Genomic DNA, 12,676 nt, shown 5'->3' with positions numbered 1-12,676 from the left:
ATCTGCAGATTTGCTTATCATACCAGATATCAGAAATTTCTATCAATGGGGTTAAATTACTTGACAGAAAAAATTACGCATGGAGATAAAGGAGACATTGTTCAGACCAATCCTAATTACAAAAGGAAGGAAGACAGGAAATCCACATCCAGTTATGCTCAGAGCAGTAAATCATAATGGTAAAATCTATTTTTCCAGACATAGACCAGATGGAGATTGGTTCAAAAATGCATTGGTAAATCCAGAAGTAAGAATAGAGTATAACGATGTGATTTTTTCGGGAAAGGCAAAATTAGTAACAGATGAAGAATTTAGCAAAAAAATTTCAGAATTAAAATATCCGGGGGAAGAACGGGCAAAAGAAAAAAGAGTTACAATTGAGGTTACTCTAGATAATTAATTAGGGTTTTTTTAGATATTTTATCAAATAGTAAATAGTGATACCACCCAGTATTGCTGTAAGAAATACAAATGGAATAAACAATTCGGTTCCCAAATTGCCAACATTGGAATCAATTACAGTCTCTACAATGTCCAAGTTTTCTTGGAAATTATCTTGAGATTCAACACTTTTTTGAAATTGTGATTCAGATTCAACCATCATTGGTGCAGAAGCTGCAATAGACTCTGTTGATTCATCCATTCCAATAGATTCAGAACTTTTTGCAGAAATCTCAGAGGATGCAATTCTACTTGAAATCATACTTGATGGAACTTGTTTGTATTGTAGTTGAGATAATGAAAATATTCCAGACAGACCTGTTGCAATTGCTAGTCCTGCAACTTTGTAGATATGTCTAAAAGAGCGAACAAGCAATTTACTTTCTTTAGTTTTTTCTGAAAAACTTGGCGGAACAATTACAATACTGAATTTTGTTGCAGTGTAAATTTTCATGTCTTGAGATTTTGAGTTTTTCTCTATCTTTGAAATTTTTACTACACCTAAATCCTGAAGTTTGTTTAGATGATACTTTACTAGTTGAAGGGAAATCTCAGTCTTTTGAGCAATCTGGGTTGCAGTTAATTCCTCATTGAATAGTAATTGAAGGATTTCACGGCTAGAATCGTTAGTAAACAACTCACCAAATAATTTTATTTTTTTGTCATCAGTTGCAAGAATTTTGATTTTTTCATTGAAATCATCATCAGGGATTTCAAAAGACATTTGAGTTGTCTAATTAATTGGGACATATGTAAGTTGATTGGTAAAATTTGAGTTTCACTAAACCTTTTATCTTCAACTAGTAAGTAGTAGTAATCACTAAATTCTAGATCAGTAAAAAGAGGTTGGAAAAGTGAGGAGAAAAAAATGAGTTCAAAAATAATAATTCCAATTGCAGTTTTCGTTTCGGTGATAGTCACTGCTGGCGTAATGTTTGCAGTTGGATTTGATCAAAAAGTACAAGTTACAGAAGTTCCAGAACCGGAAATCATCTATGTCGATAAAACAATATCAGAATTTTTTGAAGGAAATAATGAAATCAAAAAAATTTCCTCTGAAGAAGAACTAAAGAGGGTTCTTGATGCTTCTGCATTATTTGGAGGTCAATACTTTGATGAACAAAGTTTCAGACCCACTATGCTAATGGATGGCGACATGGTAATGACACGAAATGCAGTGGCAGAATCAGCAGGATCTCCATCGCCAATCCCACCAGGAGCTGTAGAAAAATCAGTAGAAGGAACAGAGTACTCCACAACAAATGTTCAAGTTGAAAATGTTGATGAACCAGATTATCTAAAAAATGATGCTAAATACGTCTACATCGTATCAAGGAATACATTATCAATTATTGATGCATATCCTGCAGAGTCTGCAAAATTAATTCTCAAAATTGCACTAGATGTTGAATCACAGTACATTGAGAACATGTTTCTAAATGGTGATAGATTAGTAATTTTCTACAACGGGCAAAGTGATAAGGAAGTAATTCCACAGTTCGACTTTGCTCCACAACGCTACTACAGCCCAGTTACACATGCACTAATTGTAGATGTATCAGATAAAGAAAATCCAATTATTCTCAAAGACTATTCAATTGATGGATACTTTACTGATGCTCGCATGATAGGAGATTATGCATACTTTGTTACAAACAGCAATATCAATTATCAGCATCCAAGACTTCCAATAATCATGGAGGATTCCATTCGTATAATGACTCCAGATGCATTTTATTTTGATAATGTAGAACAGTTTTCAAACTTTAACACATTAACTGCAATTGATATTTTTGGTGATTCAATAAACTCTGAGACATTCCTTATGGGATATTCAGGATCAATTTACGTATCTGAAGATAATTTTTATTTAACATACCAACAAAGCATGCCATTTGGCTTTTATGAGAAATCATCACAAGACAGATTCTTTGATGTTATAGTTCCACTACTTCCAAAAGAGATTCAAGATAAAATCAAAGCAATTCAAAAAGATGATTCTTTGAATTTGTCTGGACAATGGATGAAGATTTCAGAAGTGATGCAAGAATCATACAATAAAATGGATAAAAATGGAAAACAAAAATTGTTTGAAAAAATTAGAGAGTCATTAATAGAATATGATTCTAAAATTCAAGAAGAGAATTCAAAAACAATCATTCACAAGATTGCAATTAACAAAGACAAACTAGAATATATTGCAAAAGGTTCTGTTCCAGGTAGATTACTAAACCAATTCTCAATGGATCAAGACGGAGATAGATTCAGAGTTGCAACTACAACTGAATATTATTCACAGTATCAAGGAATGGTCAGAGCAAATGCAGTTTATGTCTTGGATGAGAAATTAAACATAGTTGGAGGTTTAGACAACATTGCACCAGACGAGAGTATTTTTTCAGCCAGATTCATAGGAGACAGACTATACTTGGTTACATTCCAACAGATAGATCCATTCTTTGTAATTGATTTATCAACTGACAAACCAAAGATTCTTGGAGAATTAAAAATTCCAGGATTTTCAAACTATCTGCACCCATATGATAAAGAGCACATAATTGGAGTTGGTAGAGACACTAAAGAAATCGAAAACGGCAGAGTTCAGCAACTGGGAATAAAGATTGCATTGTTTAATGTAAAAGATGTAAAAAATCCCAAAGTTTTAGATGATATAGTAATTGGAGATAGTTCTACATATTCTGAAGCACTAAATAATCATAAAGCATTCTTTTTTGATAATACAAGAAATGTGCTTTCAATTCCAATAAACGGTGATACCAATAGCTTGGAGTCATCAAGCTCAAAGATGTTTGCACCAGAGTATGATCGTTGGAGTGGATTCTATGTGTTTAATTTAGATAAATTAGACGGAATTAACCTCAAAGGAACAATTGCTCACTCTGCTGAGGACTCCAGATATTATGGAATGGGCAATGCAAGATCATTCTATATTGATGATGTTCTATACACGGCATCTGAACAATATCTAATGATGAATGACTTTGATAACTTGGAGAAAATCAATTCAATTAAACTTGAAAACACTGGAAAGTTTATTGAATACATGGAAGATGAGATTTTACGTTAAATCATACCAGATGAACAACTGTTGAAACGCCCCTTCTGTCTATTTCAACATCATTTTCAATTTCACAAATAGTTACTGTAAAGGAAATTACATCACGAGTCTTTGCACTTTCAGCATGGAGATTAAGATTGATATCTAAGAACTCAGATTCTTGAATTGGTAAATCAGTCTCATCAATGTATGCATTACATGTAGATTCTATTCTAAATCGATCATCTTTAAAATGAAATCCAAGTTTTGTTTTTCTACCGTCTCTACCAGTTGCTTTAACATTTACATCAATTATACCAGGTCTTGTTTCAGTGTAACCTGATTTTTGATTTACAAAGACACCTATTTGGAATGGTTTTCCTGCAGTGGATTCGGCCATCTTTTGTATTCCATCGTTCATTACAACATCTACTGCCTTGATTGATTGTGCAACCTTTGCAATCCATTCATTTGTTCTAGTAATGGTTGCACGAATACCTGCACGTCTTCGTTTATCTTCATCTTCTGGCAATTTGTAATAGTCTACCCATGCCTCATAATCATGAGAAATATCCTCTATGAAATCAATACAGGTTCTTCTGTATTCATCAACATTATCGGTTCTCTCTGATGCATCATCAGTACGCATACCATCAAAATCCATCGGCATTGCCATGCTCAGAATTAACCCTAGTTCTAAAAAAACCAACCTTGAAACAAATTAATGATTATAATAGGAAATTTTGCTAGAAAATGTATGATATTTTCAGAAATTGTCACAGATTTGCAAGAGCAATTAAAAAAAGACTTGGCACAAATCAGATTTCTATTAAAGAAGAATCCAGGTATGGGATATGCAAGGATTGTAGAGATTGGAAAAGAAGTAGGAAAAAAATACAATATCAAATTAATTGTGAATTTCCCAAAAGAAGGAAGGATTGAAGAATTTGAAATGTATGGAAAAAGAGATTTGAGTTTAATTATAGATTATGATCTAAAGAGATTTCCAATTGACAGAGAAATAATCAAACAAAAGGCAAATGAGATGCTAGGGGACATTCAGACAGAAGATGCATACATGTACGAAAACAAAGAAGGAGTCAGAGTATTTACAGATAATTGGAAAATAGACATCCTCCCACACTCTGTACACATATGGACTGAATTTAATGAAAATGTTACAGCATTTTGTAATTGGTTATTAGAAAATGCTTATCCTATGAAAAAGAAATAATTTCAGAGATTTTCCAAATCATCTAAAAGCAGTTCAGCTTCTGAGTTTTCTGGTTGTAACTTTAGAATTCGTCTGCAACAATCTATGGCCTCCTCTTTTTGCCCTAAAGCTAAATGAACATTTGTTTTCAGAGTAAGATTCTCCACATCATTATTGTCCAACTCAAATGCTTTTTCAAAATAAGGTAATGCTTTTTTTGGATCCTCGACAATAAAATAAACACTACCCATGATAAACATGAAATCATGATCATCAGAATATTCAGATTCCAAACTCTTTCCTAATTTTACAGCCTCACCATATTCACCATCTCTTAGTAATTTTTTTAGACGACGTTTTGGATGCTTGAAAAGACCTACCATATTATTCCAAATTTTATAGTAGTTATTTGAATGTAGAACTTGGGGAATTACTAATTATACCATGCTTCAGGTTCAGAACCTGAAGATTTTGGTGCCTTATCAGGATTTTCGATCTTCATTATTCCTTCTTTAATTAGGAATTGAATACCTTGAACAAATGAATTATCATCAATGGAGCCATCTGCCCACCATCCGGCATTGTTCTTAATCCAATCAGGTATTTGATTTGAACCTCCACCAGAACCCTGAGAGGTTGGTGGAATCTTCATGATTCCTTCTTTAATTAGGAATTGAATACCTTGAACAAATGAATTATCATCAATGGAGCCATCTGCCCACCATCCGGCATTGTTCTTAATCCAAGATGGAATACTTTGGGTGGAGCTTACATCCTTGGAGTCATAAATTAAAACAGGGATTTGCAGATAATCAGAGGCTCCAGATGGTACAATTCCATCAGGAGCTAAACCATAAACCCATACAACATAATTTGCAGTACCAGGTTTTTCTTTTACAATCATATCAAGGATGTATTGTCCTGAAGGAGAATACAAAAATTGTTTACCTTCTTCTTGTGCCAATGAACGAAGAGGGTTTAGATTGTTATCAACTACTAGAAAATCAAATTGGACTTGATTTAAAAATTCTGTGTCATCATATTTGCTAATAAATTTAATGAGCCATTGCATTTCACATCCCACTACAGGATCTTCAGGACCATAAAATATGTGAATTTGATAATCAAAATTCTTTGTGGGTTTCTTTATGCTAGATGTTTTGTCAAAGTTTACATTACAACCAGCATCTACAAATTCATTTTCAGATGAAAGGACTCCAGAAAAAGGACTTTGTTTAACATTTTCTTTATAGTCCAATAATGAAAATTCGTATTCAGTTGGAGGTATTCCTTCTGATACATGTGTGTAAGTTTTAGCTTTTATTGGGAATGGAAATCCATCTACAATCCAAACTCTGCTTCCAGTACCACCAGTTTTCCAATACATTTGAACAGTTTCCCATGTACCTGCAGGAACAGTAATTGTTTCAATAGCTTTTGGTATTACTTGTTCTCCACCAATGTTTCCAATTTTACCCCACGAAGTAGCTTTGAATTCTTTAGGACCTTTACCTCCAGAACTAGAATCAGAAGTTGCAAAAGCAGATAGCCAAACTACAGAAGATTTGAAGGCTCCACGATAAACACCTAGTTCAATACTACCGCCAGTTGGTTCTGGTGCAATTTTTCCAAGTTCCATTTCACCTACTATTGTTTTACTCCCATCATACACAACAACTTCAGCCAACCATTTGGTTTCACTTCCGACTTGCTTGTCACCTTTAATCCAAATATCCATTTCAAAAGGAGAACATTCCTTGTAATCTACATGGCACATTGAATAGGAAAAGAAATCACCCTGTTTGAGACCTTCACCAGCATACCATTCGCCTTCTTTATTGACACCTCCACCTGAATTGAATTGTGCAAATGCAGATGGAAGAGATAATGATCCAAACAGTAAAGCGACAAATAATGGAATTAGCAGTAACGATCCTTTCAAACCTGAAAAAAATTGTCAAAACGGATAGTTAAAGGTTATTCAAATAAGCAAATATAGAGGAAAATTCACAGTAATTCCAGAAATGTGTGAATGCTCCAAAGTACACTTGTTTGAAGTAGAATTCAAACTAGATGGCATGATTGTTGTGCCAACACACAAAAACTGTGGATTCGGATTAGATGAGAAGCAGGCTGACAAGTTCCAAAAAGAATTAGTGAAATCTTGGGGCTTTGAGGAAGATGAAGATTAATTAAAAAAAATAAAAATAAGATTGTGATAAACTATCGAATTACATACTACCGACAGCTTCTTTACAAACGTCTGTTGTACATTTGCAATCTGCGCTGCATATACAATGACCTTGCATAGCACAATCGCATGAGTAATCTGGGTCGCCGCTATCAGCTTCGCAACCGCATGCTTGATCTACCATGACTAGTGAGTAATCTTACTTGTTTTAAAAGGTTAGTACACAAGATGAGAAATTGAGCCTTCAAAGAATGCCCAACATAGTATTGCATGATTTTTCTATACTATTTGCTTGTTGCTCAACTAAATTTAGATCAGCCTCAACATCAAAGGCTACCTTGAGAATATGAATAAGATCTTGTTCTCTATTCAGATTGTCCTTAATCTTTATGAAATTTTCTTTGTTAATCCATCCCAGGTAAAAATAACAATCAGACAACATGGAGTTGTTTACAAAGTAATCATATTTTTGTTGAATTATTTGAGAGTGATTATTTTTTTCAACCAAATCAGAAAAACCAATAGTAGATTTGAGCATCCTTTCAAGTAGTGGGGGGGTAGCCCTCTCAATTCCCACAGTTTGAGTCACAATTGAGATGTATTCATTGATTTGAGTTTTTTCTAATTTTCGTAATAGATCAAGCATGTGAGATGGACTGATTCTCAAATGGTTAACAGAAGAGATGGCCTCTGCCAGATAAAATGAAGCACATTTTTGCCAGCATGGGCCAAAGGCATCAGAAGACTTTATGGATTCTTTAGTTTTTTGGCAACAAAATAATGATTCAATCAAAGAGTTTTTGGCAAAATCACCATAATACAAAGTACGTTTTTCACTAATCTTTGATAAGAGCATTCTTAGTTCCCAAGATTCATCTTGAATAATTTTAATTCCATCGTATTGCAGTAGTTGTTTTGATTTATTTTCAGATAATGAGCCATGATGAATCATAAGAAACTCATTTTCAAATTTTATTATTTCTTGCCCTAATTTATCATCAAAAATGAAAACATCGTAGTCACAAGAATCATCATTTATCTCAGATATTCTACAACCGCCCAAACCAACTGGAAAACTAGACAATTCATGTTCTACAATGAATTTTTTAATGTCCATAAATTCAATGCATTACCTTTTTTCTATAAAGGAAACAACTCACAAAGTTTTACAAATGCATTCAAAGTCAAAACATTTCCTTTAAATTGAGATTGAATTTGTTTTTCATCAAGCTCCTATAGTGTAGTCCGGTTAAGCATTTTGGCTTCTCAAGCCAAAGACTCGGGTTCAAATCCCGATGGGAGCATTTTAGATTAGGGATTATAGACAGAGCCTTAGAAATGTCACAAAATCTGCCTAATCTAACAAAAACAAATTTGAAAAAATCTAGAAAGGTGTGAAAAACCTTACAATAATCATCTTATCCTCTTGTGAATGAAAAGTGGATGATGACTAGGATTATGATTACCGTAAACCTATCCTTTTTCTGTCTTGGTGAACCAAAGAAGGATAAAGTATAAGATGTATGATTGGAACGATGTCGAATATGCTAATAACAATTATGTATATTCCTAATTCTCGATAGAAATCATCAGCTGAAATAATGTCATCATATGATAAAGATAAAATCAAAAGTGTCACAGAAATAATTATTATGAATCCCAACATGATATCCCAATACCTGTCAAATTCTATTTCAGAAGGTTTCAAACTTTTAGATTTTATTTGCTCATAGAGATCATTTTCAATTTTGTATATGCTATTGTCATAAAGATTTGTAGATTTTTTTGGATAACGGTCAATAAAACAATTAAAAGTATTGCTTTGTATCAACAAAATTCTTTTAATTTTAAATGCATGTTTAAAAGGAATTGAAATCAAAATTTGTATTACACATTCAGATGATTTTAAGAAATCTGTAAAACCTACTTTGCATACGTATCTAGATGTAAAAACTTCAAAACTAGGAAATCAAGGCTTTATTCATCCCGATCAAACTATTCACACCGATGAAAAAACAAATACAAAAATCATGACATTTAGATTTGATTCAAAAAGTATGGAGTCATTTTGGACATTTAGAATACAACCAAAATCCACGTATGATATTATGGGATCTGATCGTAGAGATATCACAGTAAGATATGGATGTGCAATTATACTAAATGCAAAACTAGATAAAAAGTCAAAAAAATCTCTCACTGCAGAGATTAATAAAAAAAGAGAAAGATATTCAATATGATTCAATCCAATAATATTCTAAAATCTAGTAAATTAGAAGGAAAATTTGAAGCTCCTATAATAAAGAAATTAGTGGAATATTTTGAAGATTTAGGTTATGATGCATTACCGCATGCCCGTTTTAATGTCTCATGGGGTAACATTCTATCAGACATTGATGTTTTAATTATAAAAGACAATGTCGTAGGATTAATCGAAGTAAAATCATCTCGAGATAATTTAAAACGCGCAAGAAAACAAGTAGACAACATTAAAGATTATGTAGATTTCGTTTATGTTGCAACAGATTACATTCCTCGTAAATTCCCCTTTAGAAAAATTGGATGGCTGTATGTAAGTGAAAGTGTTTCGGAAATGAAAAAACCATATTTCTTCAAATCCCAACCAGAATATCTATCTGTAGATTGGATACCAAAAAAATGTCTCAGTAGAATGTGCGCTCATAAGGATTTGCCCTGTTCCTCAAATACTACAAAACAAGTTTTGGTTGATAATATCATGGAGGAATCTAATTCAAATCTAAAAGAAGAACTAAAAGAGATTGTCACATGTGGTTTGAATTGCGAAACAGATTGTCCTATCTGGGAATTCCAAAAATAATTAACTTTTCAAAAAATACCAAAATTTTCAAAATCTTCATAAATCTCAACTAGTCAACTGAACAGTATTATTTGAAGCGTTGTTAATCGTCTTTACGATTTTATCAAAATCACATGGTTTTTCTAATATGGTAAAAACCCCTGATTCCCTAAATTTATCAAATAGTCCCGGATCTGCACTACCAGTAAACATGATAACTTTGGCATTAGGATTTATTTTTCGAATGTTTTGAAGTCCGTACAATCCATTAAATTCAGGCATTAAAAAATCCATCAATACAAAATCAGGAGAATATTTTTGGTACAGTTCTACGGCTTCCTTTCCGTTTTGTCCTACAGCCAAAACATCAATGGAATTGAGTGTAAGAAACTCTGAAACTACCTGTGTTAAAGCATGGCTATCATCAATTACAATAACAGTTGGTGGCACAACATTGTATGATAAAATGACATTATGTAACCATGTTTGAACAAAGTAAACAGACTAAAAACAAGTTTTTACGGGCATTTTGAATCAACGTTTCCCGCTTATTTTTACCTGTAATTTCAGAAATTATCTGTGATTAATCCATGATGACCATTTCATGACTTGAGATCATTTTTTTCATATTTTTATTCAAATTTGTGACATTTCTTTTGCTCTGTCTATAATCCCAGCATTTTAGATTATCATCAAAATTGTTTCTTTAAATAATAAAATTTAGAGAAAGAATTAGTGGGATTAAGAGATATCGAATTAAAAGAAGAGTATCGTTCAGACAGAAACGACATCGTAACAGAATTCTTCTTTCCTTGCCTAAGTCAGTGTATAGAATATGATAGATGTGTTGATTTGTTATCAATTCAAACTTTAGCTACAATTTCAATGGCATTTGATAATTTTGCAGGAGGCAAGGCTAAATTAAGAATGATCACAGGTCACAGATTCAAATCAGGGGATCTCAACCTAATTACAAAATTATTTTCTGAAAAATTTACCAAATCATTTGAAGGGAAATTTATCAAAGACACCAAAATTCAAAAAATTCAAGACATTGTAAATAATGGACAAATTGAATTAAAGATTGCAATAACAAATTCAGAGAAAGTTTCAAATTCGTTCTCTGAGAGAATTGGTATTTTCAGAGATGTCGATGATGAAGCAGTTGCATTTACTGGAACATCAAGAGAATCATTTTCGACTAAATCAAGAGATTTTGAATCAGTAGATGTGTTTACATCATGGAATGATAAATCAAGAGTTGAAAGAAAGATGAAAGATTTTCAGGATCTTTGGGATAATAAAACAAAATATGTAGATGTGTATGATTTTATGTTTGCAGAGGAGAATAATCTTTTAAAATATTCATCAGAATGGATATTACAAGATTAGATTTGGAATGATTCTTCTAATCTAGATTTATTTTCATAGAAATTCATTCGATTAATTTTATAGTAGATAACTTCACCTCGGCGCTCAATTACTGCAATTATTGGTTCTTTTCCCATTTGAGTAATATCTTCAATCTTTTTTTGTAGATTGCCCACCTTCTCTTGTTGGCCTTCATTGAGTCCAAAGATTAGAAATTTTGCACCCTTCTCGCCGAAATGTCCCCTTTCATAGACTCTAAAGTCAGAACCAAATCCAAACCCATCTTTTACAACATATCCACGATTTCGTAGATCACGATAAATTAAAAATTTAGTAAGAATATCAGAATCAGTTTTTTGACATATATTCATAAAAGTGTCAAAATCAATTTGTTTTTTTCCTTTCTTTAAAATCAGCCTTTTAGAATATAATAAAAATAAAGTTTCAAATTGTTTTAAAAATAATTTTTCATTTTCAATTTCACCATATCCCTTTAGATCAAGTTCATGAATCATATTTTTATCAGAAATACAAGTTTGCTCAGAAATCATCTCACCGTTTACTAGAGGAGTCTCTTCCATGATGATGAGAAAATCAAAGGATTTCCATATAAGCATTGGAAAATATAGGCAGATATTGACTCACCGTTAAAATATGGGCCTTTTGGTTTGAGAACATAATGCATGGAGCCAATTATAGAACTGCAACTGGACAAGTATTCACTAGAAAGGAGTACATTAAAGGCAAACCACAGATCAAAATTGCAAAATTTCAAGGTGGTAAAAGAGGAGTTTACAAATATTGTGTTCAGTTACTAATCAATGAAAAGATCCAGATCAGACATATGGCAATTGAATCAACTAGATTGGCAGCAAACAAAACACTGGAAAAGACTACTGGTGAAACAGGTTACTATTCAAGATTAAGAATTTATCCACATAATTTACTTCGAGAAAACAAACAGATTGCAACTGCAGGTGCAGATAGGGTTTCTGAAGGAATGCGAAGATCATGGGGTAAAGCAGTTAGCTTAGGAGCTAGAGTAAAACAAGGACAATGCATCATGGAAATGTTTGTAGATACTGAGCCATATTTAGAAGCAGCTAAAAAAGCACTTCACGGTGCATGTGTAAAATTACCAGGAACCCCAACCATCAAAGTAATAGAGTGGAATAAACAATCACCATAAATTTTCCAAATCAGATCTTTTACTTTTAACAAATTCTAAAAATTCATTAAATTCATCTTTTGTTGGTTCACGATTCAGAATTCTTTTTGATTGGTAATAGAAAGCATTGTAGATTCGTCCAACAATTACACCAAGGGCAAATGATTTTGAATCATCAATGTTTGAAAGTAATTTAATTAATTCTTTAATTTCATCTTTGTTTGAAAGTGAATCTTGGATTTTTTGTTCTATTTTATCAAGAAGAGTTTCATCCATAGAATATCTTGATTGGAATAGTTAAAAACAGTTTAATATCCAAATTCAACCTCTAGGGTTGTTGCAGTTATAGTACAGTCTGGTTAGTACTCGTGCTTGCCAAGTACGTGACCCGGGTTCAAATCCCGGTAACTGCACCA

Annotated in this window: 16 protein-coding genes and 2 tRNA genes; 10 read left to right on the top strand and 8 right to left on the bottom strand. The window is 32.6% G+C overall.

Going from position 1 to position 12,676, the window contains the following annotated elements:
- The first annotated feature begins 79 nt into the window (after nucleotides 1-79).
- Entirely contained in the window at nucleotides 80-400 is a 321-nt protein-coding gene (locus tag ACW9W3_RS08795) for a nitroreductase/quinone reductase family protein (protein WP_457765767.1), read from the top strand.
- Here the strand turns inward: ACW9W3_RS08795 and ACW9W3_RS08790 are convergent, their stop codons facing one another.
- The gene (locus ACW9W3_RS08790) at nucleotides 401-1,165 is read right to left on the bottom strand and encodes an ArsR/SmtB family transcription factor (RefSeq protein WP_457765766.1); all 765 of its coding nucleotides are present in this window, start codon (nucleotides 1,163-1,165) and stop codon (nucleotides 401-403) included. It lies immediately after the preceding gene.
- A gap of 144 nt (nucleotides 1,166-1,309) precedes the next feature.
- On the opposite strand from ACW9W3_RS08790, the gene ACW9W3_RS08785 reads away from it, so the two are divergent.
- Nucleotides 1,310-3,529, top strand: a complete 2,220-nt coding sequence (locus tag ACW9W3_RS08785; protein WP_457765765.1) for a beta-propeller domain-containing protein — start codon at nucleotides 1,310-1,312, stop codon at nucleotides 3,527-3,529.
- Nucleotide 3,530: 1 nt separating this feature from the next.
- Here ACW9W3_RS08785 and ACW9W3_RS08780 read toward each other — a convergent pair whose 3' ends face one another.
- Nucleotides 3,531-4,175 (bottom strand): hypothetical protein, encoded by a 645-nt coding sequence (locus ACW9W3_RS08780; protein WP_457765764.1) that lies wholly within the window; start codon nucleotides 4,173-4,175, stop codon nucleotides 3,531-3,533.
- Nucleotides 4,176-4,256: 81 nt separating this feature from the next.
- On the opposite strand from ACW9W3_RS08780, the gene ACW9W3_RS08775 reads away from it, so the two are divergent.
- Nucleotides 4,257-4,733 carry a hypothetical protein gene (locus tag ACW9W3_RS08775; protein ID WP_457765772.1) on the top strand — a complete coding sequence of 159 codons (477 nt, stop codon included), beginning with the start codon at nucleotides 4,257-4,259 and terminating at the stop codon, nucleotides 4,731-4,733.
- A 2-nt stretch (nucleotides 4,734-4,735) separates the two neighbouring features.
- On the opposite strand, the gene ACW9W3_RS08770 is transcribed toward ACW9W3_RS08775, so the two are convergent.
- Nucleotides 4,736-5,095 carry a tetratricopeptide repeat protein gene (locus tag ACW9W3_RS08770; protein WP_457765763.1) on the bottom strand — a complete coding sequence of 120 codons (360 nt, stop codon included), beginning with the start codon at nucleotides 5,093-5,095 and terminating at the stop codon, nucleotides 4,736-4,738.
- A 50-nt stretch (nucleotides 5,096-5,145) separates the two neighbouring features.
- The gene (locus ACW9W3_RS08765) at nucleotides 5,146-6,654 is read right to left on the bottom strand and encodes a peptidase (RefSeq protein ID WP_457765762.1); all 1,509 of its coding nucleotides are present in this window, start codon (nucleotides 6,652-6,654) and stop codon (nucleotides 5,146-5,148) included.
- Nucleotides 6,655-6,736: 82 nt separating this feature from the next.
- Here ACW9W3_RS08765 and ACW9W3_RS08760 point away from each other — a divergent pair, with 82 nt between their 5' ends.
- The gene (locus ACW9W3_RS08760) at nucleotides 6,737-6,904 is read left to right on the top strand and encodes a hypothetical protein (protein WP_457765761.1); all 168 of its coding nucleotides are present in this window, start codon (nucleotides 6,737-6,739) and stop codon (nucleotides 6,902-6,904) included.
- A gap of 243 nt (nucleotides 6,905-7,147) precedes the next feature.
- Here ACW9W3_RS08760 and ACW9W3_RS08755 read toward each other — a convergent pair whose 3' ends face one another.
- Nucleotides 7,148-8,020, bottom strand: coding sequence for a hypothetical protein (locus ACW9W3_RS08755; RefSeq protein ID WP_457765760.1), 873 nt, complete (start codon nucleotides 8,018-8,020; stop codon nucleotides 7,148-7,150).
- Between the two features lie 112 nt (nucleotides 8,021-8,132).
- On the opposite strand from ACW9W3_RS08755, the gene ACW9W3_RS08750 reads away from it, so the two are divergent.
- The 3 genes from ACW9W3_RS08750 to ACW9W3_RS08740 all read left to right on the top strand — a co-directional run bounded on the left by ACW9W3_RS08750 (nucleotide 8,133) and on the right by ACW9W3_RS08740 (nucleotide 9,742).
- A tRNA-Glu gene (locus tag ACW9W3_RS08750) sits at nucleotides 8,133-8,207 on the top strand.
- A 513-nt stretch (nucleotides 8,208-8,720) separates the two neighbouring features.
- Entirely contained in the window at nucleotides 8,721-9,143 is a 423-nt protein-coding gene (locus ACW9W3_RS08745; RefSeq protein WP_457765759.1) for a hypothetical protein, read from the top strand.
- Entirely contained in the window at nucleotides 9,140-9,742 is a 603-nt protein-coding gene (locus ACW9W3_RS08740; RefSeq protein WP_457765758.1) for a hypothetical protein, read from the top strand. The genes ACW9W3_RS08745 and ACW9W3_RS08740 overlap by 4 nt, the downstream gene beginning before the upstream one ends.
- A 45-nt stretch (nucleotides 9,743-9,787) precedes the next feature.
- On the opposite strand, the gene ACW9W3_RS08735 is transcribed toward ACW9W3_RS08740, so the two are convergent.
- Complete coding sequence (locus ACW9W3_RS08735; RefSeq protein ID WP_457765757.1) at nucleotides 9,788-10,171, bottom strand: response regulator; 384 nt, start codon at nucleotides 10,169-10,171, stop codon at nucleotides 9,788-9,790.
- Between the two features lie 285 nt (nucleotides 10,172-10,456).
- On the opposite strand from ACW9W3_RS08735, the gene ACW9W3_RS08730 reads away from it, so the two are divergent.
- On the top strand, nucleotides 10,457-11,113 hold the full coding sequence (locus tag ACW9W3_RS08730) for a DNA repair helicase (RefSeq protein ID WP_457765756.1): 657 nt from the start codon (nucleotides 10,457-10,459) through the stop codon (nucleotides 11,111-11,113).
- Here the strand turns inward: ACW9W3_RS08730 and endA are convergent.
- Nucleotides 11,110-11,673, bottom strand: coding sequence for a tRNA-intron lyase (endA, locus tag ACW9W3_RS08725; RefSeq protein WP_457765755.1), 564 nt, complete (start codon nucleotides 11,671-11,673; stop codon nucleotides 11,110-11,112). The genes ACW9W3_RS08730 and endA overlap by 4 nt on opposite strands.
- 98 nt (nucleotides 11,674-11,771) lie before the next feature.
- Between endA and ACW9W3_RS08720 the strand changes: the two genes are divergently transcribed.
- Nucleotides 11,772-12,281 carry a 50S ribosomal protein L16 gene (locus ACW9W3_RS08720; RefSeq protein WP_457765754.1) on the top strand — a complete coding sequence of 170 codons (510 nt, stop codon included), beginning with the start codon at nucleotides 11,772-11,774 and terminating at the stop codon, nucleotides 12,279-12,281.
- On the opposite strand, the gene ACW9W3_RS08715 is transcribed toward ACW9W3_RS08720, so the two are convergent.
- A complete protein-coding gene (locus ACW9W3_RS08715; RefSeq protein ID WP_457765753.1) occupies nucleotides 12,273-12,536 on the bottom strand; it encodes a hypothetical protein in 264 nt (87 codons plus the stop codon). The two genes, ACW9W3_RS08720 and ACW9W3_RS08715, sit on opposite strands and share 9 nt — an antisense overlap.
- Before the next feature lie 63 nt (nucleotides 12,537-12,599).
- On the opposite strand from ACW9W3_RS08715, the gene ACW9W3_RS08710 reads away from it, so the two are divergent.
- Nucleotides 12,600-12,676 (top strand) — tRNA-Gly (locus tag ACW9W3_RS08710).

Source organism: Candidatus Nitrosopumilus sp. bin_68KS, assembly GCF_054095825.1.
The sequence above is the reverse complement of the archived record's forward strand: the minus strand, read 5'-3'. Positions and strand labels throughout refer to the sequence as shown.